This is a genomic window from Actinosynnema sp. NPDC049800 (assembly GCF_040656635.1).
Lineage (GTDB): Bacteria > Actinomycetota > Actinomycetes > Mycobacteriales > Pseudonocardiaceae > Actinosynnema.
In genome coordinates this window covers 124,436-147,482 of the sequence record NZ_JBFAMT010000013.1, presented here as the reverse complement: position 1 = coordinate 147,482, position 23,047 = coordinate 124,436, and the positions used below count along the sequence as shown (strand labels likewise).

The following is a 23,047-nucleotide window of genomic DNA, read 5'->3' as shown; positions in this document are numbered from 1 at the left end:
CCCTCGCGGCGCCCGGCCCGAACGCGGGCCGGGCGCCGCGGGGCAGCGAAGGGAGACTTCGGTGCGCAGGTTCCTGGACCGGCACTGGTACGCGTACGCGATGGTGCTGCCGGTCGTGGTGGTCATCGCGGTGTTGGTGCTGTTCCCGCTCGCCCAGGGCGTGTTCTTCACCTTCACCGACATCAACGAGGGCAACATCGCCAACCCGATCCTCGACCGGCCGGCGACCTACGTCTCCGTTGGCCTCGACAACTACCTGAACGTCCTGTCCGGCGACGCCAGCTACGGCGCGTTCTGGTCGACGCTGGTGCGCACGCTGGTGTGGACGTTCGGCTGCGTGTTCTTCCACTACACGATCGGCCTCGGCCTCGCGCTGCTGCTCAACCGGGAGGTGCGCGGCCGGGCGGCGTACCGGGTGCTGCTGATCCTGCCGTGGGCCGTGCCCGCGTTCATCAGCGCGTTCGCGTGGAAGTACATGTTCAACGCGCAGTACGGGATCATCAACCAGTTCCTGCGCTTCCTCGGCCTGGACGACCCGCCGGTGTGGCTCGGCCAGTCCGACTGGGCGCTGGTCGCGGTGATCATCGTCAACGTGTGGCTCGGCGTGCCGTTCATGATGGTGGCGCTGCTGGGCGGGCTCCAGTCGATCCCCGGCGACCTCTACGAGGCAGCCGAGGTGGACGGGGCGACGGCGTGGCAGCGGTTCCGCAACGTGACGCTGCCCGGCCTGCGGTCGGTGTCCAGCACGGTGGTGCTGCTGGGCATCATCTGGACGTTCAACATGTTCGCGATCATCTACCTGATCACCGGGCCGAACCCGAACACCCGGATCCTGGTGACCTACGCGTTCGAGCGGTTCTTCTCCGGCGCGTCCCGCGACTTCGCGGTGGCGTCGACCTACGGCGTGCTGATCCTGTCCGTGCTGCTCGTGTTCGCGGGCGTGTACCGGCGTGCGCTGCGCAAGCAAGGCGAGGTGTGGTGATGACGGTCGAAGCCGCTTCGTTGAAGGCGGTCCCGCGGGCCCGGGCGCCCAAGCGCTCGCAGCGGTCGCCCCTGGCCAGCGTCGGGCTGCACGCCGCGCTGGTGGTGGCGTCGCTCATCGCGGTGTTCCCGGTGTTCTGGGTGCTGGTGACGTCGTTCAAGCCGGACGCCAAGGCCGTGGAGACCACGCCGAAGCTGGTCAACGACTCCAGCCTGGACAACTACGGGCGCATCCTGGCGGGGGAGAAGGGCGACTTCCTCGCGTGGTTCGGCAACTCGGTGCTGATCGCGCTGATGACCACGGTGCTGGCGGTGTTCCTGTCGGCGACGACGGGCTACGCGGCGTCGCGGTTCCGGTTCCCGGGCAAGCGGTCGCTGATGCTGTCGTTCCTGGTCGTGCAGATGTTCCCGTTCGCGGTGCTGATCGTGCCGCTGTACAACATCCTGCTGGCGCTCGGGCTGCAGGGGACGTCGCTCGGCCTGGTGCTCGTCTACTGCACGACCGCCGTGCCGTTCTGCACGTACATGCTGAAGGGCTACTTCGACACCATCCCGACCGACATCGACGAGGCGGGGCGGGTGGACGGCCTGTCGCCGTTCGGCGTGTTCTGGCGGCTGGTGCTGCCCCTGGCCCGGCCGGGGCTGGCCGTGACGGCGTTCTACGCGTTCCTGACGGCGTGGGGCGAGGTGGCGTTCGCGTCGGCGTTCCTGTCGGCGGCGGACGAGTCGAAGACGCTGGCCGTGGGGCTGCAGGTGTTCGTCCAGCAGAACCGGACCGAGTGGGGCCACCTGGCGGCCGCCTCGATCCTGGTCGCGATCCCCGCGATCGTGGTGTTCTACCTGGTGCAGAAGTTCCTGGTGACGGGCCTGTCGTCGGGCGCGGTGAAGGGCTGATGCCGACGGGGGCCTCCGCCTCGTCGCGGAGGCCCTCCCATCACACCTCGATGACCTCGACCAACTCCTCCAGGCCGACGAAGTCCTTCGGGTTGCGGGTGTAGAGCGGCAGGTCGTTGGACGAGGCGATGGCGGCGATCATCAGGTCGAACTTGCGCGACCGGGGGTCGCGGCCGGCTGCGATCGTCAGGCCGACCAGGCTGCCGAACCGAGCGGACGCCCGTCGGTCGAAGGGCAGCGGGTAGTAACCCGCGATCGCGGCACGCAACCGCTTGCCGCGATCGTCGCGGGCTGTCGCCTCCTTCGCCAGCGCGACGCCCTGCTGCAGTTCCGCCAAGGTGATGGTGGTCAGTTCGAAGCGCTCCGGGAGTTCCATCCGGTCGACCTTCGCCAGGTCGATGTAAACCTTGGTGTCGAGGACACCGGCCGGTCGACGTTCAGCCACGCCGACGCTCCCACGGGTCGTCGTCGCCGAGGCGGTCCTCGTTGCCCCAGAACTCGTCCGCCTCCGCGCGCATCTCCGCGTAGTCGACCGGCGGCAGGTCCTTGACCACGGCGATGACCTCGTCGGTGTTCAAGGGCTGCCGGTACGTCGGGGGGCGCAGTTCGGCGACCTCGGTGCCGTCGCGGGTGACGTGATAGGTCTCGCCAGCCTCGACTGCTTCCATGATTTGAGCGGGGTTCTGGTCGAACTCCCGTTGATCGATGACCTTCATGGCGGAGAGGTTAGGGAGCCGGCGCACCCCGCGCCAGCGGCAATACCGCTGGTCAAAGGCCTGGTCCGGACGCCTCGATCGGGTGATCGCCGGCCCACCGGACCCGGTAGACGGCGGGCATCGGCATGGTCTTCAGGAAGGCCCAGTCGACGGCGTGACCGGCTGCCAGCAGGGTACGTGCGGCGAACGTGCCGTGCGTCCCGATGAGCACCACGCCACCGTCGTGCTCCTCGACCACCGCGGTCAACGCCCGCCGCACCCGGTCGCCGAGCGCGGTCAGGCTCTCGCCACCCGGTCGAGCGAAGTCCGGGTGCTCCCAGCTGTGCGCGTAGTGTCGCGCGTAGTCGGGCGTCGGTGGGATGCCCGAGTCCCACTCCCGCAGGTCCCACCTGGTCTCGACGGTCATGCCCAGGGCGTCGGCGGTCGGCTGCACGGTCTGAACGGCCCGCGGGTAAGGGCTCGACAGGACTGCCGTCGGACGCAGCGCCAGCAGCTCTTCCACCAGCTCACGCGCCTGGACCAGCCCCGACTCGCGCAACGGCCGGGCCAGCTCGTCCGGTCCGCCTGGGGTGGGTGCGACGGAGGTCGCGTGACGGACGAGCACCAGGGAAGCGGCCATGTTCCACCAGTACCAGGCGCTGAACCGATGCGGAACTAGACCAATTCACCCGTTCCCGTAAGCGCTTGCAATCCCTAGCGTTGCGGCAAAGCTCGGGTAGTGAAAGGTGCGTGGCATGGCTGAGGTCGCCTACGTCAAGGCTTCGCGGATCTTCTCCGGCAACCCGCCGGTCCGCGCGGTCGACGAGTTGTCGTTGGACGTCACCGACGGCGAGTTCCTGGTCCTGGTCGGTCCGTCCGGCTCCGGCAAGTCGACCGCGCTGCGGATGCTCGCGGGTCTGGAGGACGTGGACGAGGGCGCCATCCACATCGGCGGCAAGGACGTCACCAACGTCCCGCCCAAGGGCCGTGACATCGCGATGGTGTTCCAGTCCTACGCGCTGTACCCGCACATGACGGTCGCGGAGAACATGGGCTTCGCGCTCAAGCTGCGCGGCGTCAACAAGACCGAGATCCGGGAGAAGGTCGCCGAGGCGGCCAAGATGCTGGACCTCGAGAAGTACCTGGACCGCAAGCCGAAGGCGCTCTCCGGCGGCCAGCGGCAGCGCGTCGCGATGGGCCGCGCGATCGTCCGCGAGCCCTCCGTGTTCCTCATGGACGAGCCGCTGTCCAACCTGGACGCGAAGCTCCGCGTGGAGACCCGCGCGAACATCGCCGCCCTCCAGGCCCGCCTGGACACCACCACGATCTACGTCACGCACGACCAGGTCGAGGCCATGACCATGGGCCACCGGGTCGCCGTGCTCAAGGACGGCCTGCTCCAGCAGTGCGACACCCCGCGCGCGCTGTACGACAAGCCGGCCAACGCGTTCGTCGCCGGCTTCATGGGCTCGCCCGCGATGAACCTCAAGACCGTGCCGCTGACGTCGGAGGGCGCGAAGCTCGACGGCATCGTGGTGCCGCTGGAGCGCCGCGCGCTGGACAAGGCGGCGGGCGAGGGCCTGTCCGAGGTCACGTTCGGCATCCGGCCCGAGTCGCTGGCCCTGGTCAGCTCCTCGGAGCAGGGCATGGACATGACCGTCGAGCTGGTCGAGGAGCTGGGCGCGGACGCGCTCATGCACGGCTCGGTCCGCATCGGCGACGTGCCCGAGCGGTTCGTGGTCCGCGTCGACGGCCGCACGCCGCCCACCCTGGGCCAGACCGTCAAGGTCGCGGTGCGTGACGCCGGTGAGGTCCACCTGTTCCACCCGGAGTCCGGCCACCGCCTGACCGACTGACGATCTTCGAGCCCCAGGGGCCACCTCCCGTGCCGCGGTGAGGTGGCCCCTGTGGTGCGTAAAACACCCGGTCGGTGGGCGTGTCGGTAGCGGAGCGTTCTAAACTGAACTCGACAACGGTTTCCATTGCCTATGTGTCCGCCTGTCGAGGAGTGCTCTGATGACTGTCCGCAACGTGTTGCTCGGCGCGGTGGCCGCCGCGACCGCCGTCGCCCTCACCGCTTGCGGTGCCCAGGACACCCCCGCCGCGAACGACGGCACGATCAAGGTCGTCGCCTCCACCAACGTGTGGGGCAGCGTGGTCAAGGCCGTCGGCGGCGACGCCGTGCAGGTCAGCGCCATCATCGACGACCCGTCCGGCGACCCGCACTCCTACGAGAGCAAGCCGTCCGACCTGGCCGCGGTCCGCGACGCCAAGCTCGTCATCTTCAACGGCGGCGGCTACGACGACTTCTTCGCCACCCTGCTCGGCCCCGAGATCGAGGGCGCGAAGAAGATCGAGGCGTTCCCGGTGTCCGGCAAGGCCTCCGGGCACGAGGAGCCGGAGCCCTCGGGCGAGCCGGAGGGCGAGGAGCACCACGACCACGCCGTCAACGAGCACGTCTGGTACGACTTCGAGACCGTCCGCAAGGTCGCCGACCAGGCCGCGGCCGACCTCGGCGCGATCGCGCCGGACAAGAAGTCGACCTTCGAGGCCAACGCGAAGGACTTCACCGCCAAGCTGACCGAGCTGGAGCAGCGCGTCGAGGGCAAGGGCGCGGGCAAGAAGGTGGTGGCGACCGAGCCGGTGGCGCACTACCTGCTCGACACCGCGGGCGTCGAGGACGTCACGCCGGAGTCCTTCAGCGAGGCCGTGGAGAACGAGACCGACATCCCCGCCGCCGCGCTCGCCGACGTCACCCGGCTGATCGAGCAGAAGCAGGTCGCCGCGCTGGTCAACAACGCGCAGACGGAGAACGCGGGCACCCGGCAGGTCGTCGACCAGGCCAAGACCGCGGGCGTGCCGATCGCCGAGGTGACCGAGACGCTGCCGGAAGGCGTCACGGGTTACCTTGATTGGATGACGAAGCAGGTCGACTCGCTGGTGGGAGCGCTCGCGGCATGACGGCTCAGGTGGCGGACAGGTCCACGCGCGCGGCGGTCGCGCTGCGCGGCGCGCGGCTGTCCTACGGCGACCGCGTGCTGTGGGACGGGTTGGACCTGGACGTCGCCCCCGGCGAGTTCGTGGCCGTGCTCGGGCCCAACGGCTCGGGCAAGACCAGCCTCATCCGGGTGCTGCTCGGCCTGCAACCGCTGTCCGCGGGCACGGTCCACGTCGCGGGCGGCAACCGGCGCATCGGTTACATCCCGCAGCAGCGGGCGATCGACTCGAGCCTCGCGCTGCGCGGCCGCGACCTGGTCGGGTTCGGCCTGGACGGGCACGGCTGGGGCATCGGCTGGCGCACCCGCCGCGAACGCCGGGCCAGGGTGGACGCGGCGCTGGAGTCCGTCGGCGCGACGAGGTACGCCGACGAGCCCGTCGGCCTGCTCTCCGGTGGCGAGCAGCAGCGGCTGCGGGTGGCGCAGGCCCTGGTCGGCGACCCCGAGGTGCTGCTGTGCGACGAGCCGCTGCTCTCGCTCGACCTCGCGCACCAGCGCGTGGTCAGCGACCTGATCGACGCCCGGCGCCGGTCCGCGGGCACGGCCGTGCTGTTCGTGACCCACGAGATCAACCCGATCCTGCCGCTGGTCGACCGGGTGCTGTACCTGGTCGAGGGCCGGTTCCGGATCGGCGCGCCCGCCGAGGTGATGACCTCGCGGACGCTGACCGAGCTGTACCGCACGAACGTCGAGGTGGTCCGCGTGCGCGACCAGATCCACGTGGTCGGCGCGCAGCACGTGTGCGAGGACGAGCCGCACCACGTGGCGGGGTGAAGGGCTGATGGAGAACTTCTTCGACGTCGCGCAGACGCTGGACCTGCTGCGGTACGTCCAGCCGATGCTCGTCGCGGGCGCCGTGCTCGGGCTGGTGGCGGGGCTGCTCGGCCCGCTCGTGGTGACCCGCAAGATGGCGTTCGCCGTGCACGGCACGAGCGAGCTCGCGTTCACCGGCGGCGCGGCGGCCCTGCTGCTCGGCATCGGCGTCGGGTACGGCGCGCTGGCCGGGTCGGTCGTCGCCGCGCTGCTGCTGGGGCTGCTCAGCACGCGCGACTCGGACCGCGACTCGGTGATCGGCGCGATCCTGGCGTTCGGCCTCGGCCTGGGCGTGCTGTTCCTGGCCCTCTACAACGGGCGTGCGGCGAACAAGTTCGGCCTGCTGACCGGTCAGGTGGTCAGCGTCGGCTCGACCGACCTGTGGCTGCTCATCGGCGCGTCGGTGGCCGTGCTGGCGGTGCTGGCGGTCATCTACCGGCCGCTGCACTTCGCCAGCGTGGACGCCGCCGTGGCCGTGGCGCGCGGCGTGCCCGTGCGGGCCCTGTCGGTGGTGTTCGCGGTGCTGGTGGGCGTGGCGACGGCGTTGAGCGTGCAGCTGGTGGGCGCGCTGCTCGTGCTGTCGCTGATGATCACGCCCGCGGCGGCGGCGACCAGGGTCACCGCGAGCCCGCTGCGGGCCACCGTGCTGGCCGTGGTGTTCGCCGAGGTGTCCGTGCTGGGCGGGATGATCCTGTCGCTCGCGCCCGGCATGCCGGTGAGCGCGTTCGTCACCGCGGTCTCGTTCCTGATCTACCTGGTCTGCCGGCTGATGAGCGGCAAGCGGGAAAGGGTCCAGTAGCACGTTTGGAACGCGCCGCGAGTGGGTAAGCCCGGGTGGAGGGGGCACCGGAGGCCCGATCGCGGGGCGCGGGCCGCGCGGAGACGACGGGTGCCATGCGAAGCACGACGACCACGTCGGCCGACCACCGCGGTCGCGGTGGCGGGCACGGCTGTGCCCTCGGGCAGGCCCTGCGCCGTCACGCCCGCCACGCCCGCGTGCCGAACGGTCGGGCCCGAGAGGTGGGGGACTTACGCGGTCCGGGTGACCTCGGCGGCCCCCGCCTGGTCCCCGGCGTCCTCCGCCACGGGCTGGTCGCCCCGCGGCGCGGGCAGCAGCCGGATCTCGCCACCGGCGACCCGCACCTGGTTGCGCCCGTTCTCCTTGGCCGCGTAGAGCGCCGCGTCGGCGAAGTGCTGGGCGTCCTGGAGGCAGTCGCCGTTGTCCGGCAGCACGGCCACGCCGATGGACGCCGAGATGGCCCGCACGTCCGGCCCGTCCGCCGTCAACGGCAGGTTCCGGCCGCGCAGGGTGACGGTGTTGCGGTGCTTGTCGGTGGTCATCACGGACATCTCGCCGATCGCCTCGCGCACCCGTTCGGCGATGGCCGTGCCCTGGGCCAGGCCCGTGTCGGCGAGCACGACGACGAACTCCTCGCCGCCGTCGCGCCCGGCCACGTCGCCCGGCCGCAGCTTCTCCCGCAGGATCCGGCCCACCTCGGCCAGCACCGCGTTGCCCGCCGGGTGGCCCCAGGTGTCGTTGATCCGCTTGAAGTGGTCCAGGTCGATGGCCAGCACGGTCACCGGCTGGTTGTCGTGGCGGCACCGGTCGGTGAGCCTGCTCCCGTACTCGGCGAGGCCGTTGGTGTTGAGCAGCCCGGTCCGGTAGTCGGTGTGCGCGTCCTCGGCCAGCCGCGCCTGCAGCTGCTCCTGCTCGCGCAGCAGCCGCTCGAGGTGCGCCCGCCGCTGCGCGGCGTGGTAGAGCAGCGAGTTCACCAGGATCACCGGGAAGACCAGCAGCAGCGGACCCACCCAGTGGGTGGTCATCAGCATGCCGAGCATCGCGCCCGCGCCGAGCGTGCTCAGCTCCAGCATGTTGTCCGCGCGCGAGCCCAGGAACTCCTGGATGCGGGTGTGCGGGGTGACGATCTTCAACGCGACGGCGATGTTCATGCCCTGCGCGCCCCAGTTGACCACCCCGGCCACGATGAGCACGAGCACGAGGCCCAGGTCGGTCGGGATGCTGCCGGTGGCCAGCAGCGACGTCCCGGACAGGTGCACCACGGCCCAGGCCAGCATGGTGCCGCCGAGGATGCTCGCGGAGCTGAACACGAACCGGTACGGCTGGCGCCGCGCGATCGGCTGGATCAGGATCCGCATCCAGACCGTGGCCAGCACGGCCAGCGCGCCGGGCAGCGCGATGGCGGCGGCGAACGTCCAGACCGACGTCAGGTCGATGTGCGGACCGGCCGACTCGTTGCGCCGCGACTCTTCGGCCCGCCGAACGATCATCAGGTGCACGGTGATGGCGAACATCACCGCGCAGAATCTGAGCCAGTCGGCGTTCGAGACCGAGTCGAGGCCGGTGAGCAGCCAAATGGCGGCAGCCGCTACCGCCGATTCGATGAAGAAGAAGTACGCCAGCGCGGCCGGTCGCAAGCTCCACAGATCCCAGTTGCGAATCGAGGGCCGGCCGACTGCCCCAGAGGGCTTCTGGTCAGTCAAACTGTTCTTCACCACGACCCCCTACCCTCTGCCCGGCGCCGCGTGGCGAACGCCGTTCGCAGCGGCACGTCCGTGCCCGAGATGCGCACTGAGGAGGTGTTCGCCATGCGCAACCGCGACATGTGAGCCGCTCCCTCCATCCCGGACCGAATGTTCACCGTACGTGCCCGCGGGCTAGCGGGCCGCAGCCGAGGGGTCCTTCATGTTTGACAATCGCGATATGTGATGAGTCCGTTTCAGATCGCCACCGCTTTCGGATCGTTCCGGGTGCGGGCCCGTCGCCAGGCTACGGTCGCCTGCGTGGCGAGCAACAGCCCGATGCCGCCTGCACCCGCGATCGTCGCGGTCACCGAGCCGATCGAGTGCGCCACGACACCGGCCAACGCCATCCCGCCGCCCTGCGACGAGCGCAGAGCGGCACGGCCGATGCCGTACGCGCGACCGCGGTAGGCGTCGGGCAGGATGCGCATCCACGCCGAGCGAGCGGGCGTGTGGTACGCGCCGGCCATACCGGCGATCACCAGTAGTGCGATGGTCCAGGTCAGGTTCGGGTGCAACGCGAACATGACCAGAGGGGCCAAGGACAGTATGGCGAGCGGGCCGATCAGCCGCTCGCGCTTCGCCGGATCGCGCACCAACCGGAACAGCACGGCCACGCCGAGGACGTTGGCGGCGGGCTCGATGGCCAGGATCAGGCCCACGGCCCACACCGCGTCCAGACTCGCCGCCAGGGGCACGGCGAGTCCCTCCGGGACCATGGCGAGGCCGGCGAGCAGGCGCATGCCCATCAGGCTGCGCAGCCGCGGTTCCGTGACCAGGAGCGTGAACGCTCCCTTCGGGCCTTCGGGATCCCGTTTCGCGCCGCGCGGGTCGGCGGCCGGCCGGTGCTTGACCGACAGCTGCACCAGGATCGCCACCCACACGAACGAGGCCGCGTCGATCGCGAGCGCGACGCCCGCGCCGGCGTTCGTGACGAGGAAGCCCGCGGCGGCCAGGCCGACCATCTGGGCGACGTCCACCGACGTGCCGAACAGCGCCACGCCGTCGTCGTAGCGCTTGTCCGGCAGCACGTGGGGCAGGCTCGCCTCCTGCGCCGCCAGGAACGGCGAAGAGATCATCAGCACGAGGACCAGCAGCACGATCATCAGCCACAGCGGCGCGCCGGGAATGGCCATCAGGCCGACCAGGGCGGCTTGCAGCCACGCGCACCACACCATCACCGTGCGGCGGGGGAACCGGTCCGCGACCCAGCCGAGCAGCGGTCCGGAGACCAGCGGCGGGAACAGCGTCAACGACCACGTGAGGGCGGTCCACGCGGCGGACTGGGTGCGCTCGAACACCAACAGGGAGAGCGCGACCGCCGCGAGTTGATCGCCCACGGTGGACACCGTCGAGCCGATCCACATGCCGCGGAACTCGCGGTTGCCCACGAGCGCGCGGATGGTCCCCCCGGAAGTCACAACTCCCCCAGGTTGGTCGGCCCCGATGAGTGAGTCACGTTACCCCCACCCGAAGTAACAATTCCCTCGGTTAGCACGGTAGAAGCTGCCGGATGTGCAATCTCTGTCCTACCACACTGTGTACCCGAACGGAGCAGGTCGGTTACATAAAGTAGTTACAACGGCGAAAAATCGCCCACTTATTCTTGACAGTTGACGGTAGGTGACACGGCGTGAGCAATCCTCGCCTACCCTACGTCGACCGCGACCTCCATTGGGCACGGAGGGCTGGTCCGACCGGGCCAGCGCGTTCCTGCGGTCGCCGACGGCGCCGGGCCGGTTGGTGAGTCAATTGTTGAACATCGCCCGCTTGTCGATCTTCGCAACCGGTGGTGGGGCGATCTTCAGAACTGGTAGTAGAGGAACGGGCTGAACGTGCCGCTGGCGACGAGGATCGCCGCGTAGCCGACGCCGACCGTCATCAGCGAGACCCTGGCCGCGGTGGCGATCTTGTCCCGGGAAGACTCCAGGTAAGGCCCGCTCACCGGGTGATCGGGCATTGCGACAATCGCCAGCGCGAGCACCAGCAGCACAATGCGCTGATTGGTCGCCGCGGCCGCGACGGCGTCGGTCAACCCGCCGAAATCCGGCAACAACATGTGGCCGATGATTGTGAACGCCGTACCGAGATCGGCGGATCGGAAGAACACCCAGCCGATTACCACCAGCAGCATGGTCAGGACCCGTCGGGCAATTCGGGTGCGGGTGGCGGCCGGCGCCGAATCCCAGCCGAATCGGCGCTCCAGCACGAGCAGCGCGCCGTGGAACAAACCCCACACCAGGAACGTCCAGTTGGCGCCGTGCCAGAAACCGGTCAGCACGAAAACGATCGACAGGTTCCGGTAGGTCTGCACCACGCCGCCGCGGTTGCCGCCGAGCGGGATGTAGACGTAGTCGCGGAACCAGCGCGACAGCGACATGTGCCAGCGGCGCCAGAAGTCGGTGATCGTGACCGACGAGTACGGGCGGGCGAAGTTCTCCGGCAGCCGGAAGCCCAGCATCCGGCCGAGGCCGATGGCCATGTCGGAGTAGCCGGAGAAGTCGAAGTACAGCTGGAGCGTGTAGCCGATCGCGCCGAGCCAGGCGATGGACGTGGTCATCTCGTCGGCCGGGGTGGCGAAGCAGGCGTCGACCATCGGCGCGAGCGAGTCGGCGATGATCACCTTCTTGCACAGGCCGAGGGCGAACCGGGGGAAGCCGGCGGCGACGTCGTCCCAGCGGTGCAGGCGGGGCTGCGGCAGCTGGTCGGCGATCTCGCGGAACCGCACGATCGGACCGGCGACCAGTTGCGGGAACATCGCGATGTAGGTGACGAAGGCGACCGGCTCGCGCAGGGCCGGCCGTTCGCCGCGGTACACGTCGACCACGTACGAGATGTGGTGGAACGTGTAGAAGGAGATGCCGATCGGGAGCGCGAGCTCGACCACCGGCAGGTCGGCGCCCACGACGGCGGCGATGTCGTGCAGCTGCCCGGTGGCGAACCCGGCGTACTTCCAGATCAGCAGCACGCCGAGGTTGAGCGCGATCGAGCCGACCAGGACCAGGCGGCGATCGCCCGGCGCGCCCGGCTCCAGCCGCCGCCCGGCCAGGTAGTTGACCACCATGCAGGCGAGCAGCAGCAGCGTCGTGCCGCCCGCGCCGGAGACGTAGAACAGCAGGCTCGCCACGGCGACCACGCCGTTGCGCCAGTTCCTGGGCGTGACGAGGACGGTCGCGAGCACGACCGGGAGGAAGAACCACAGGAACAGCGGGCTGGCGAAGGACATCGCCGCAGACCCTATCCGCCGGTCACGCCCCGGCGGTCCGGATCACCCAACAAACGGTGCACCTCACACCGCGCCCGTGGGTCGAGGTTCAAGAAGAGCAAAAGAGAAGAGAGTCCTCGCCGGACGGGCAGATCAGCAGGATGACGTCCGGGTGGGTGGGTATGCGCCGGGCTCGTCGTGGGTCGGGTTTCGTGTCATCCCGCCGACCTCCACAAGGGCGGGATGACACGAAGCCCTTCTGTTGGGAAGGGCGTGGGTGCAGGTGAGGGGGTGTGGGTGCTAGGCGCGGGTGTCGAGGCGGCGGCGGCGGGCGACTTCGGCCAGGACGACGCCGGCGGCGACGGAGGCGTTCAGCGATTCCACGCCGGCCGACATGGGGATGGAGACCGTTTGGTCGCACGTCTCCTTGACGAGGCGGGAGAGGCCGCGGCCCTCGGAGCCGACGACGACGACCAGTGGGCCGGTGGCCAGGTCGAGGCCGTCCACGTCGACGTCGCCGTCCGCGTCGAGGCCGATGATCATCAGCCCGGCGTCCGCCCACTCCTTGAGCTGGCGGGTCAGGTTCGTCGCCACGGCGATCGGCATCTTGGCCGCGGTGCCCGCGCTGGTCCGCCACGCGACGGCGGTGATGCCCGCCGAACGGCGTTGCGGCAGGACGACGCCGTGGGCGCCGAAGGCCGCTGCCGAGCGCACGACCGCGCCCAGGTTGCGGGGGTCGGTCACGCCGTCCAGCGCCACCAGCAACGGCGGCACGCCGGACTCGTTCGCGATCTTGAGCAGCTCACGGGGCTCGGCGTACTCGTAGGGCGGCACCTGGAGGCCGAGGCCCTGGTGCATCGCGCCGCCGGTGATCCGGTCCAGCTCTCCGCGCTGCACCTCCAGCACGGAGATGCCGCGCGTGGCCGCCAGCTGCACGGCCTCGGCGACCCGGTCGTCCGCGTCGATGCCCAGCGCCACGTACAGCGCCGTCGCCGGGATGTCGGCGCGCAGGCACTCGACCACCGGGTTGCGACCGGCCACGGTCTCGGGGCCGTTCTCGGCGGCCTTGCGCCGCTGCGAGCGCACCTGCTCGGCCTTCGCCGCCGCGGTCGCCCGCTTGTAGGCGGGGTGGTTCGGTCGTTCGGTCGCCTTCGGCGTGGGGCCCTTGCCCTGCAGGCCCTTCGACTTCTGCCCGCCGGAACCGACGACCGCGCCCTTCTTGGAGCCGGGGTTGCGCATGGCGCCCCGGCGCTTGGAGTTACCAGCCACGAGCTCAGTCGTCCTTCAACGTCCACAACGGACCGTCGGGGGTGTCCTCGACGGCGATACCGGCCAGCAGCAGGTGATCGCGCAGCGCGTCCGCGCGCGCGAAGTCCCTGTCCTTGCGGGCCTGCGACCGCTCTTCGAGCAGCCGTTCCACCAGCACGCCCAACGCGCGCCCGCCCGTGCCGCCGGCCGCGGCGTCGTGCCACAGCGGCGACAACGGGTCCAACCCGAGCACGCCGGTCATCGCCCGCACCGACTCGGCGGCGGCACGCGCGCCCAGGTCGTCACCCGACTCCAGGGCCGTGTTGCCCTCGCGCACCCGCTTGTGGATGGCGGCCAACGCGCCCGGCGTGCCCATGTCGTCGTCCATCGACGCCACGAACGCGGGCGACAGCTCGCCGTCCGCGCCCACGGCGCCCGTGCGCTCGACCACGCGCCGCAGGAACGACTCGACGCGGCGGTAGGCCGACACCGACTCGTCCAACGCCTCGGGCGAGTACTCGATCGTCGACCGGTAGTGCGGGCCGACCAGGTAGTAGCGGAGTTCGGGGGCGCGGACGCGCTCCAGCATCGCCGGGATCGACACCGTGTTGCCCAGCGACTTCGACATCTTCTCGCCGCTGAGCGTCACCCAGGCGTTGTGCATCCAGTACCGGGAGAAGCCGTCGCCGGCCGCGCGCGACTGCGCCTGCTCGTTCTCGTGGTGCGGGAAGATCAGGTCGATGCCGCCGCCGTGGATGTCGAACGTCCCGCCGAGGTACGCGGTCGCCATCGCCGAGCACTCCAGGTGCCAGCCCGGCCGGCCCGGGCCCCACGGCGTCGGCCACGACGGCTCGCCCGGCTTCGCCGCCTTCCACAGCGTGAAGTCGCGCGCGTCGCGCTTGCCCGTCGCGGCGGACTCGCCCTGGTGCACCTCGTCGAGCTTCTGCCCCGACAGCGCCCCGTACTCGGGGAACGACGTCACGGAGAAGTACACGTCGCCGTCGGAGGCGTACGCGTGGCCCTTCTCGATCAGCCGCTCCATCAGCTCGACCATCTGCGTGACGTGGCCCGTCGCGCGAGGGGAGTAGGACGCGGGCAGGCAGCCCAGCGCGTCGTAGGCGTCGTCGAAGGCCCGTTCGTGCTGGTAGGCCCACTCCCACCACTCGGCGTCGTGCTCGGCGGCCTTGGCGAGGATCTTGTCGTCGATGTCGGTGACGTTGCGCACCAGCCGCACGGTCGAGCCGTCACGGGCCAGCCAGCGCCGCAGCACGTCGAAGTTGAGGCCGCTGCGCACGTGCCCGATGTGCGGAACGCCCTGCACCGTGGCCCCGCACACGTAGATCGACGCCGTTCCGCTGACCTGCGGGACGAACTCCCGCATGGACCGGGTCGCGGTGTCGAAGAGGTGGAGGCTCACGTGAAGATGGTACGGGCGGTGACCAGTCGGGGTTGGATCGCCCGGTCAAAGGTGCTTGCGGAGGACCTGCAGCAGGGCGTCCGGACGGCTGCCGGTCGGGAGCGGGTCGACGATCTCGACCTGGCACCCGATCGCCGCCGCGCCGCCGTCGGCCTCGGGGCTGTCGCCGATCATGAGCGCCTCGGTGGGGTGCACGCCCAGGCGGTCGCAGGCGATGCGGAACAGCTTGGGGTCCGGTTTGACGAAGCCCTCCTGGTAGGAGAGCACGAACTCGTCCACCCGGTTCTCGACGCCGTGCCGGGCGAAGACCGCGGCGATGTCCCACGCGATGTTGCTGACGACCGCGGTCGGCAGCTCGGTGCCCAGCGCCTGCGCGGTGTCCGGGTACGGCTGCCAGAACGGCGGGCTGCACAGGTCGGCGTAGAACTGGGCCGGGTCCTTCGCACCCGCCTTCGCCAGCACGGCGAGGTGCATCTCGCGGTGCGAGTCGGGGTCGAGGTCACGCCGTTCCCACTGCGCGGGGTCGATGTCCAGCCCCTCCGCCAGGCCGACGGGCGCGGTGAGCGCCCGCATCAGCTCGGCGTGGGCGGCCAGCGAGTCGTGCTCCAAGCGGAACAGGGTGCCGGAGAAGTCGAAGAGCACGGCGCGGATCGTCACGGAAAACACGCTACGTGGTCGGGACATCGGAGGTCTCGGGAGCGCGACGAAGCGAGACCAGCCTCACTGCCGGCTCAGGCGGCGTTGCCGGTGACCTTCGTCGGGGTCAGGCGGAGCACCACGCGGACCTTGCCGGGCGCGTCGGCGGGGTAGTCCTGGCCCACGTACTTGTGCGACAAGTCGTTGGCCAGGGTGCGGCCGGCATCCACGACGATCGTCACGGTGCCGCGCACCTCCGCGTAAACCTCCGGGTCGGCGTGGCTCCACACGCTCACGCTGGCCCGCGCGTCACGGCGGAGGTTGCGCTCCTTCACCCGGTCGCGCAACGTCGAGAACAGCAGGTCGTCGCCGTCCCGGGTGACCCACACCACCGATGTCTGCGGGCTGCCGTCCGGGTTGATCGTGGCGAGGACGGCGTAGTTCCGCTCGTCGACCAGGGCACGCGTCGCCGCGCTGAGGGTGATCGGCACGCGGGTCAGGCTAGTGGGACGAGCAGCGCGGTGGCCACGGCGGCGATGCCCTCGCCGCGCCCGGTCAGGCCGAGGCCGTCGGTGGTCGTGCCGCTGACCGACACCGGGCCGCCGACCGCTTCCGACAGCACCTTCTGTGCCTCGTCACGGCGCTTGCCGATCTTGGGCGCGTTGCCGATGACCTGCACGGCGGCGTTGCCGACGCGGAAGCCCGCCTCCTCGACCAGGCGACGTGCCTCGGCCAGGAACTCCACGCCGTGCCGCCCGGACCAGCGCGGGTCGCTCGTGCCGAACACCGCGCCGAGGTCGCCGAGGCCGGCGGCGGACAGCAGCGCGTCGCACAGCGCGTGCGCGGCCACGTCGCCGTCCGAGTGGCCGGCGCAGCCGTCCGCGTCGTCCCAGCGCAGGCCGGCCAGCCAGCACTCGCGGCCGCGTTCCACTTGGTGGACGTCCGTGCCGATGCCCACTCTGGGGATCACGGTGCTCCTCGGGTGCCGACCAGCAGCGCCTCGGCCACGGCCAGGTCGAACTTGGTGGTGATCTTCATGGCGTCGGGGTGGCCGGGCACGGTGACGACCGGCACGCCGAGCCGTTCGACCAGGCCCGCGTCGTCCGTGGCGTCCGAGCCTGCCTCGTGCGCGCGCAGCAGCACGGCCGCGTCGAAGCCCTGCGGGGTCTGCACGACGCGCAGCGCGGCGCGGTCCGGTGTGGCGAGCACCACGCCGTCGGCGTCGACCTGCTTGACCGTGTCCACGACCGGCAGCACGGGGATGACGGCCGGGTGACCTGCGGCGACGGCGTCCACCACGGCGCTGACGACGGCGGGCGGCGTGAAGGCGCGGGCCGCGTCGTGAACGAGCACGATAGAAGTGTCGGGGATCTCACGCAGGGCGTAAGTTAGGGCCAGGCGCACCGAGTCCGACCTCTCGGCGCCACCGGCCACGACGTGCACCGCCCCGTCGGCTGGGGCCAACGGGGCGGTGACGGTACTCACAACGTCCACATCGGACGGCGGTGCGGCGATCACGACGTGCCGCACGCGACCGGAGTCGAACAGGCCGCGCACCGCACGCACGAGCAGCGGAACGCCGTCGACCGGCACGAGCGCCTTGGGCATGCCATAGCCCAGCCGCTCACCCCGGCCCGCCGCGGGCACGAGCGCGACCACACCCATGTTCGCGGTTTCCGAGATGGTGGGTGGAACGATCAGGACGCGGTAGCCAGGACCTCGTCGAGGAGGACCTCAGCCTTGTCCTCGTCGGTGCCCTCGGCCAGCGCCAGTTCGCTAACCAGTATCTGTCGAGCCTTCGCCAGCATCCGCTTCTCACCAGCGGACAGTCCGCGATCCTTCTCGCGCCGCCAGAGGTCGCGCACCACTTCGGCCACCTTGTTCACGTCACCGGACGCGAGCTTCTCGAGGTTGGCCTTGTACCGCCGGGACCAGTTGGTCGGCTCCTCCGTGTGGGGAGCACGCAAGACCTCGAAGACCTTGTCAAGACCCTCCTGGCCGACGACGTCACGAACGCCCACGATCTCGGCGTTGTCGGCGGGGACGCGAACCGTGAGGTCGCCCTGGGCAACCTTGAGGACGAGGTACTTCTTCTCCTCGCCCTTGATCACACGGGTCTCGATTGCTTCGATGAGAGCGGCACCGTGGTGCGGGTAGACGACGGTCTCTCCGACCTTGAAAACCATGTGTCCTCTGCCCCTTTCGCTAACCCCATCCTAACACGCCGAGCAATCCCCTCATCGGCCTGTTGAGATCAGTTAGCGCTGGTCAGGGCCGCGTGGGGGGTTGACAAATCACCCGGTCGCATGCAACGCCCGTGGTCGATCTTGCTCCACTGTGGACGTGCGGGCGGGGGCCGCGGCCCGCTGTGGGGCACCACATGCCGCAGGTCCGGGGGCACCCGGTTAGGCTCCTGGACTGGTGGTCGGGCCCGCTACTACCGGGTACGACCCGCCTCGTCAGCACACCGGGAAGGGATCCGAGCAGCCGTGGGTCGCGCACTCCAGAAGTCACCAGCGCCGCGCCGCCTGGCCGTCGTGGCCGCCCTGGCGACCGGCCTCGGCTTGGTCGCCGCAGGTTGCAGCGCAGGTCAGGTCACGCAGACGGACACCCAGGTGGCCGTCGTCAACGGGGCCAACGGGCAGGTGGGAGACATCGCCGTCCGTGACGCGCAGTTCCTGTTCCCGGCGGCGCACGGGGCGTACGAGGAAGGCGACGACGCGCCGATCACCGTCGTGATCGTCAACAACGGCACCGGTGTGGACAAGCTGCTGGGCGTGACCAGCGAGTTCTCCGCGCCGGCCGAGATCACCGGCGACGCGCGGCTGGAGCCGGGGTCGGCCATCCTCGCCGAGGCCGACCAGGACGACGCGGGCGGCCACGCCACGACGACGACCAAGGCGGCGTCCTCGTCCGCGCCTTCGTCCGACTCGCACGAGCCGTCGGACTCGCACGAGCCTTCCGACTCGCACGCGTCGACCACCACGACCACCACGCCGTCCGGCACGGGTTCGGTGACGACGACCACGACGGGCACGCCGACGTCCGGCAGCGGCACGTCCGTGTCGAGCCCGCCGACGACGGGCACCAAGCTGCCGTCCTCCGCCGACCCGACGGAGCCGGGTGTGGTGAAGATCGTGCTGAAGGGGCTGAAGAAGCCGCTGCGGCCGGGCGAGACGATCCGGGTCACGTTCCTGTTCGAGCAGGCCGGTGAGGTGACCTTGGAGCTGCCGATCGGCGCCACCACCGAACCGCGGGTGGACGCTCCCTCGGAGCACTGAGCCGCGCTGACACGCCGCGAGCTGCGCAGGGGTCCCCGGTCAGGGGACCCCTGTTGTTGTTTCGAAGAACAAAAGAGTCCTCGCCGGACGGGCAGATCAGCAGGATGACCCCTCGTTCAGCGGTCAAGCGCCGGGTCCGTTGTCGGTCCGGGTTTCGTGTCATCCCACCGACCTCCCTCCGGGCTACCACACGTATCAAGGGGGCAGCCATCAGTGGACGGGCAGGCAGAGGACGCACAGCCCCCTTGACACGCGCGGTAGGGCAAAGCCAGGTCGGCGGGATGACACGAAGCCCTCCTTGAGGGAAGCCGCCAGTACGAAGCCCTCCTTGAGGGAAAGCTGCCAGTGACGGTGGGTGTCGGAGGGGGCGGATAGCCTCCCGGTCGTGGCGAAGACAGCACGGGTGGCCAAGGCGACGTACCGGTGCGCCGAGTGCGGGCACGAGGTGGCCAAGTGGGTCGGGCGGTGCCCGGAGTGCCAGGCCTGGGGCACGGTGGAGGAGCGGGGGGTCTCCGCGGCTCCCCGGTTCCTCGCGGGCACGCCGAGCAGTGAGGCGCGGCCCATCGCGCAGGTCGACATCGAGTCCGCGCGGGCCGTCTCGACCGGTGTCCTGGAGTTGGACCGGGTGCTCGGCGGCGGGCTCGTGCCGGGCGCGGTGGTGCTGTTGGCCGGTGAGCCCGGGGTCGGGAAGTCGACCCTGCTGCTGGAGGTCGCGCACCAGTGGGCGCTGTCGGTCGGCCGCTGCCTCTACGTCACCGGCGAGGAGTCGGCCGGGCAGGTGCGGTTGCGGGCGGACCGGACCGGCAACCTGCACGACGAGATCTACCTGGCCGCCGAGAGCGACATCTCCGCCGTCCTCGGCCAGGTGGACGTCGTCAAGCCGAGCATGCTCATCGTGGACTCCGTGCAGACCATGTCCTCACCGGCGGTGGACGGGGCGCCCGGCGGGGTCAGCCAGGTCCGCGCCGTCACGGCCGGCCTGATCGCGGTCGCCAAGGAACGCGGGCTGCCCGTCGTGCTGGTCGGCCACGTGACCAAGGACGGCTCGGTCGCCGGGCCGCGCGTGCTGGAGCACCTGGTGGACGTGGTGCTGCAGTTCGAGGGTGACCGGCACTCGACGTTGCGGCTGCTCAGGGGCGTGAAGAACCGGTTCGGGCCGGCCGACGAGGTCGGCTGCTTCGAGCTGCGCGACGACGGCATCGCGGGCGTGCCCGACCCGTCCGGCCTGTTCCTGCACCGCCGCGACCAGGCCGTCTCCGGCACCGCCGTCACGGTTGTCGTGGAGGGCAAGCGACCGATGCTGGGCGAGGTGCAGGCGCTGGTCACGCCGACCGCCCTGCCCGCCCCGCGGCGCGCGGTCAGCGGTCTCGACTCGGCCCGCCTCGCCATGGTCCTCGCGGTGCTGGAGAAGCGCGGCCGGGTCGGGCTGGGCAACAAGGACGTCTTCACGGCCACCGTCGGCGGCATGCGGCTCGTCGAGCCCGCCGTGGACCTCGCGGTCGCCCTGGCGGTCGCCTCGGCGGCCACCGACCTGCCCCTGCCGCACGACCTCGTCGTGGTCGGCGAGGTCGGCCTGTCGGGCGAGCTGCGCCGCGTCAACGGCGTCGGCCGCCGCCTCACCGAGGCCGCCCGGCTCGGCTTCACCAAGGCCCTCGTGCCACCGGACGCGGGCCCCCTGCCACAGGGCACGCGCGCGCTCGTCGCCAACGACCTGCACGAGGCGCTGAACCTGCTCAAGCTCCTGAAATAGCGGAACGGCGCCCCCGACGTGCAGGGGGCGCCGTTCTCGCGCGAGCTGTTACTTCGTGGCCGCCAGCAGCTGGGCGCAGCGGATCAGGCCCAGGTGGCTGTACGCCTGCGGGTGGTTGCCCAGGGAGCGCTCCGCGATCGGGTCGTACTCCTCGGGCAGCAGGCCGGTGGGGCCGGCCGCGTCGACCATCTGCGCGAACAGCTCCTCGGCCTCCGTGCGCCGCCCGGTGAGCAGGTAGGACTCGATCATCCACGCCGCGCACAGGTGGAAGCCGCCCTCGTCGCCGGGCAGGCCGTCGTCACGCCGGTACCGGTACACCGTGGAACCGGACCGGAGCTCGGCCTCGATCGCGGTCACGGTGGCCTGGAACCGGTCGTCGGTCGGGTCGATCAACCCCGACAGCCCGACGTGCAGCGACGCCGCGTCCAGGTCGTCGCCGTCGTAGGCGGTGGTGAACGACTGCGCTTCCTCGCTCCACCCGTGCTTGAGCACGTCGTTGGAGATGGTGTCGCGCAGCACCGGCCACGACGGGTCGATCTCGCGCCCGTACGCCTCTGCCAGCTTCACCGCCCGGTCCAGCGTCACCCAGCACATGACCTTGGAGTACACGTGGTGGCGCGGCGCGTGCCGCTCCTCCCAGATGCCGTGGTCGGGCTCGTGCCAGCGGCGGGCGACCGCCTCGGCCATCGCCTGCACCATCAGCCAGTCCTTGTCGGTCAACGAGCCGCGCGCGGCGGCCAGCTGCACGACCAGGTCCACCACGGGGCCGAACACGTCCAGCTGCACCTGCTGGTTGGCGAGGTTGCCGACGCGCACCGGCCGCGACCCGGCGTACCCGGGCAGCGTGTCGATGACGGCCTCCGCGCCGAGCATGGTGCCCTGCAGCGTGTACAGCGGGTGCAGCCGCTCCGGGCCGGGCAGGGTCGACAGCACCCCGTGCACCCAGCCCAGGAACGCCTCCGCCTCGCCGAGCGACCCGACCGACACCAGGGCCTGCGCGGTCAGCGCCGCGTCGCGCAGCCAGCAGTACCGGTAGTCCCAGTTGCGGATGCCGCCCAGCTCCTCGGGCAGCGAGGTGGTGGCGGCGGCCATGATCGCGCCGGTGTCGTGGTGCACCAGGCCCTTCAACGTCAACGCCGACCGCAGCACCAGCTCCGACTCGACCTGGGGCAGCTTGAGCGTCGCGGCCCAGTCCGACCAGAACGCGCCGGCCCGTGCCCGCCGCTCCGGCTCGCCGAGCGTGGCCTCGGACAGGTCGTCCGTGCCGCAGCGCAGCTCGAGCAGGATCGGCGCACCCTCTCGGGGGCGCACGACGGCCGTCGCGGTCTCCTGGATGCCGTCGGAGGTGATCTGCCAGTCCACGCCGGGCGAGCGCAGCACCATCGGGTCCGAGGTGCCGACGACCCGCAGGCCGTCGCGCTCGCGCAGCAGCCGCACCGGCACCTGGCCGAACTCCGGCCGCGGCGCGAACGTGATCACCGCGTTGGTCGAGCCGGAGACGCGCCGCACCAGGTCGGTGCGGTGCGAGGCCAGGTCGTGGTCGAGGTAGTCGGTGACGAGCAGCCGCGACCAGCGGGTCTCCACGATCATCGTGCCCGGCACGTACCGCTGGCCCAGGGGCAGCGAGCCGTGCTCCGGTTTGATCGAGAAGTGGCCCGCGGCGGGCCCGCCGAGCAGGTCGGCGAACACCGCCGCCGAGTCCGGCTCCGGGTGGCACAGCCAGTTCAGCCGCGCGTCCGGGGTCAGCAGCGCGACCGACCGCTCGTTGGCGAGCATGGTCAGCCGCTCGATCGGCACGGCCTGGTCGCCGTGCAGCCACGCCCGCCGTTCCTCCAGCAGGAACGCCAGCACCGTGGCCACGTCGACGCTGTCGCCGACGTAGTACTCGGCCAGCGACTCGCCGTCGCCGACCTTGATGCCGACGTCGGGCCCGCTCAGCCGGGCAAACGCTTTCTCGTCGGTCACGTCGTCACCGACGAACACGGCCGCGGTCGCCGACGCGCGGTGCCGCAGGACGTCCAGGGCGTGGCCCTTGTCCGTCTGCACCACGGCCAGCTCGATCACGGCCTTGCCCTCGGTGACCTGCACACCGTCCCAAGTGGCCGGTCCGGTGCGCACGGCGTGGAGAACCCGCTCCCCCACGGCGGGGTCGGCACGGCGGACGTGCACCGCGATGCTCGCGGGCTTCACTTCGAGGCCGACGCCTTCGTGGCCGGCGACGACTCCTTCCAACTCTGTTTCCAGGCGACGGTGCAGTTGTTTCGCGTCAGCGTCCAGCGCGTGCACGAAACCGACGTCGAACTCGGAACCGTGCGAACCCACCAGGTGCACCTCGGACGGCAGGCGCGACAGCGTCGCCAGGTCGCGCAGCGCGCGCCCGGAGATCACCGCGGCCGTCGTCTCGTGCAGACCGGCCAGGGAGCGCAACGCGCCCACCGACTCGGGCAGCGGGCGGGCGTCCTCTGGGTTGGCCACGATCGGAGCCAATGTCCCGTCGTAGTCGCAGGCGACCAGCAGGCGCGGTGTGCGTGCCAACTGCACGATCGCACGACGAAGTTCGGCGGGGAGGGCCTCGGCGGTCAACGCCCCT

Annotated in this window: 22 protein-coding genes; 8 read left to right on the top strand and 14 right to left on the bottom strand. The window is 70.8% G+C overall.

Annotation, left to right across the window (positions count from 1 at the left end; translation table 11 throughout):
* The first annotated feature begins 61 nt into the window (after positions 1-61).
* Both AB0I91_RS18430 and AB0I91_RS18425 read left to right on the top strand, forming a co-directional pair.
* Positions 62-982 carry a carbohydrate ABC transporter permease gene (locus AB0I91_RS18430; RefSeq protein WP_498777868.1) on the top strand — a complete coding sequence of 307 codons (921 nt, stop codon included), beginning with the start codon at positions 62-64 and terminating at the stop codon, positions 980-982.
* On the top strand, positions 982-1,875 hold the full coding sequence (locus tag AB0I91_RS18425) for a sugar ABC transporter permease (protein ID WP_499615158.1): 894 nt from the start codon (positions 982-984) through the stop codon (positions 1,873-1,875). Before AB0I91_RS18430 ends, AB0I91_RS18425 begins: the two co-directional genes overlap by 1 nt.
* Positions 1,876-1,915: 40 nt before the next feature.
* On the opposite strand, the gene AB0I91_RS18420 is transcribed toward AB0I91_RS18425, so the two are convergent.
* From AB0I91_RS18420 to AB0I91_RS18410, 3 genes are read right to left on the bottom strand one after another with little or no spacing between them, the layout of a single operon-like run.
* Positions 1,916-2,320, bottom strand: a complete 405-nt coding sequence (locus tag AB0I91_RS18420) for a type II toxin-antitoxin system VapC family toxin (protein ID WP_499637655.1) — start codon at positions 2,318-2,320, stop codon at positions 1,916-1,918.
* A complete protein-coding gene (locus AB0I91_RS18415) occupies positions 2,313-2,591 on the bottom strand; it encodes a type II toxin-antitoxin system Phd/YefM family antitoxin (RefSeq protein ID WP_230569936.1) in 279 nt (92 codons plus the stop codon). The genes AB0I91_RS18420 and AB0I91_RS18415 overlap by 8 nt, the downstream gene beginning before the upstream one ends.
* Positions 2,592-2,643: 52 nt before the next feature.
* Complete coding sequence (locus tag AB0I91_RS18410) at positions 2,644-3,210, bottom strand: histidine phosphatase family protein (protein ID WP_499637652.1); 567 nt, start codon at positions 3,208-3,210, stop codon at positions 2,644-2,646.
* Positions 3,211-3,325: 115 nt separating this feature from the next.
* On the opposite strand from AB0I91_RS18410, the gene AB0I91_RS18405 reads away from it, so the two are divergent.
* From AB0I91_RS18405 to AB0I91_RS18390, 4 genes are all read left to right on the top strand, one after another.
* Positions 3,326-4,426, top strand: a complete 1,101-nt coding sequence (locus AB0I91_RS18405) for an ABC transporter ATP-binding protein (RefSeq protein ID WP_230569934.1) — start codon at positions 3,326-3,328, stop codon at positions 4,424-4,426.
* 160 nt (positions 4,427-4,586) lie between these two features.
* Positions 4,587-5,531, top strand: coding sequence for a metal ABC transporter solute-binding protein, Zn/Mn family (locus AB0I91_RS18400; RefSeq protein WP_499637650.1), 945 nt, complete (start codon positions 4,587-4,589; stop codon positions 5,529-5,531).
* Positions 5,528-6,340, top strand: coding sequence for a metal ABC transporter ATP-binding protein (locus AB0I91_RS18395; RefSeq protein WP_498777855.1), 813 nt, complete (start codon positions 5,528-5,530; stop codon positions 6,338-6,340). The genes AB0I91_RS18400 and AB0I91_RS18395 overlap by 4 nt, the downstream gene beginning before the upstream one ends.
* 7 nt (positions 6,341-6,347) lie before the next feature.
* Positions 6,348-7,178, top strand: coding sequence for a metal ABC transporter permease (locus tag AB0I91_RS18390; RefSeq protein WP_498777853.1), 831 nt, complete (start codon positions 6,348-6,350; stop codon positions 7,176-7,178).
* 230 nt (positions 7,179-7,408) lie between these two features.
* Here the strand turns inward: AB0I91_RS18390 and AB0I91_RS18385 are convergent, their stop codons facing one another.
* The 10 genes from AB0I91_RS18385 to AB0I91_RS18340 all read right to left on the bottom strand — a co-directional run bounded on the left by AB0I91_RS18385 (position 7,409) and on the right by AB0I91_RS18340 (position 17,612).
* A complete protein-coding gene (locus AB0I91_RS18385) occupies positions 7,409-8,815 on the bottom strand; it encodes a GGDEF domain-containing protein (protein WP_498777851.1) in 1,407 nt (468 codons plus the stop codon).
* Positions 8,816-9,117: 302 nt separating this feature from the next.
* The gene (locus AB0I91_RS18380; protein ID WP_498777849.1) at positions 9,118-10,341 is read right to left on the bottom strand and encodes an MFS transporter; all 1,224 of its coding nucleotides are present in this window, start codon (positions 10,339-10,341) and stop codon (positions 9,118-9,120) included.
* Positions 10,342-10,724: 383 nt separating this feature from the next.
* A complete protein-coding gene (locus tag AB0I91_RS18375; RefSeq protein WP_499615172.1) occupies positions 10,725-12,146 on the bottom strand; it encodes an MBOAT family O-acyltransferase in 1,422 nt (473 codons plus the stop codon).
* A gap of 279 nt (positions 12,147-12,425) precedes the next feature.
* Entirely contained in the window at positions 12,426-13,394 is a 969-nt protein-coding gene (rlmB, locus tag AB0I91_RS18370) for a 23S rRNA (guanosine(2251)-2'-O)-methyltransferase RlmB (protein WP_499615174.1), read from the bottom strand.
* A 4-nt stretch (positions 13,395-13,398) separates the two neighbouring features.
* Positions 13,399-14,790 (bottom strand): cysteine--tRNA ligase, encoded by a 1,392-nt coding sequence (gene cysS / locus AB0I91_RS18365; protein ID WP_499637646.1) that lies wholly within the window; start codon positions 14,788-14,790, stop codon positions 13,399-13,401.
* 45 nt (positions 14,791-14,835) lie between these two features.
* Positions 14,836-15,447 carry an HAD family hydrolase gene (locus AB0I91_RS18360; protein WP_498777840.1) on the bottom strand — a complete coding sequence of 204 codons (612 nt, stop codon included), beginning with the start codon at positions 15,445-15,447 and terminating at the stop codon, positions 14,836-14,838.
* Positions 15,448-15,521: 74 nt separating this feature from the next.
* Complete coding sequence (locus tag AB0I91_RS18355; protein ID WP_499637643.1) at positions 15,522-15,917, bottom strand: PPOX class F420-dependent oxidoreductase; 396 nt, start codon at positions 15,915-15,917, stop codon at positions 15,522-15,524.
* A 5-nt stretch (positions 15,918-15,922) separates the two neighbouring features.
* Positions 15,923-16,396: a 2-C-methyl-D-erythritol 2,4-cyclodiphosphate synthase gene (gene ispF, locus AB0I91_RS18350; RefSeq protein WP_498777836.1), complete on the bottom strand. Its 474-nt coding sequence runs from the start codon at positions 16,394-16,396 to the stop codon at positions 15,923-15,925.
* Positions 16,393-17,091, bottom strand: a complete 699-nt coding sequence (gene ispD, locus AB0I91_RS18345) for a 2-C-methyl-D-erythritol 4-phosphate cytidylyltransferase (protein WP_498777834.1) — start codon at positions 17,089-17,091, stop codon at positions 16,393-16,395. The genes ispF and ispD overlap by 4 nt, the downstream gene beginning before the upstream one ends.
* Positions 17,092-17,123: 32 nt before the next feature.
* Positions 17,124-17,612, bottom strand: a complete 489-nt coding sequence (locus AB0I91_RS18340) for a CarD family transcriptional regulator (protein ID WP_012782996.1) — start codon at positions 17,610-17,612, stop codon at positions 17,124-17,126.
* 303 nt (positions 17,613-17,915) lie between these two features.
* Here AB0I91_RS18340 and AB0I91_RS18335 point away from each other — a divergent pair, with 303 nt between their 5' ends.
* Together AB0I91_RS18335 and radA are read left to right on the top strand one after the other, a co-directional pair.
* Positions 17,916-18,707 (top strand): copper chaperone PCu(A)C domain-containing protein, encoded by a 792-nt coding sequence (locus AB0I91_RS18335; RefSeq protein ID WP_499615179.1) that lies wholly within the window; start codon positions 17,916-17,918, stop codon positions 18,705-18,707.
* Between the two features lie 385 nt (positions 18,708-19,092).
* Positions 19,093-20,457, top strand: coding sequence for a DNA repair protein RadA (radA, locus tag AB0I91_RS18330; protein WP_499615182.1), 1,365 nt, complete (start codon positions 19,093-19,095; stop codon positions 20,455-20,457).
* Between the two features lie 48 nt (positions 20,458-20,505).
* Here the strand turns inward: radA and otsB are convergent, their stop codons facing one another.
* On the bottom strand, positions 20,506-23,040 hold the full coding sequence (otsB, locus tag AB0I91_RS18325; RefSeq protein ID WP_498777828.1) for a trehalose-phosphatase: 2,535 nt from the start codon (positions 23,038-23,040) through the stop codon (positions 20,506-20,508).
* Between the last annotated feature and the right edge of the window lie 7 nt (positions 23,041-23,047).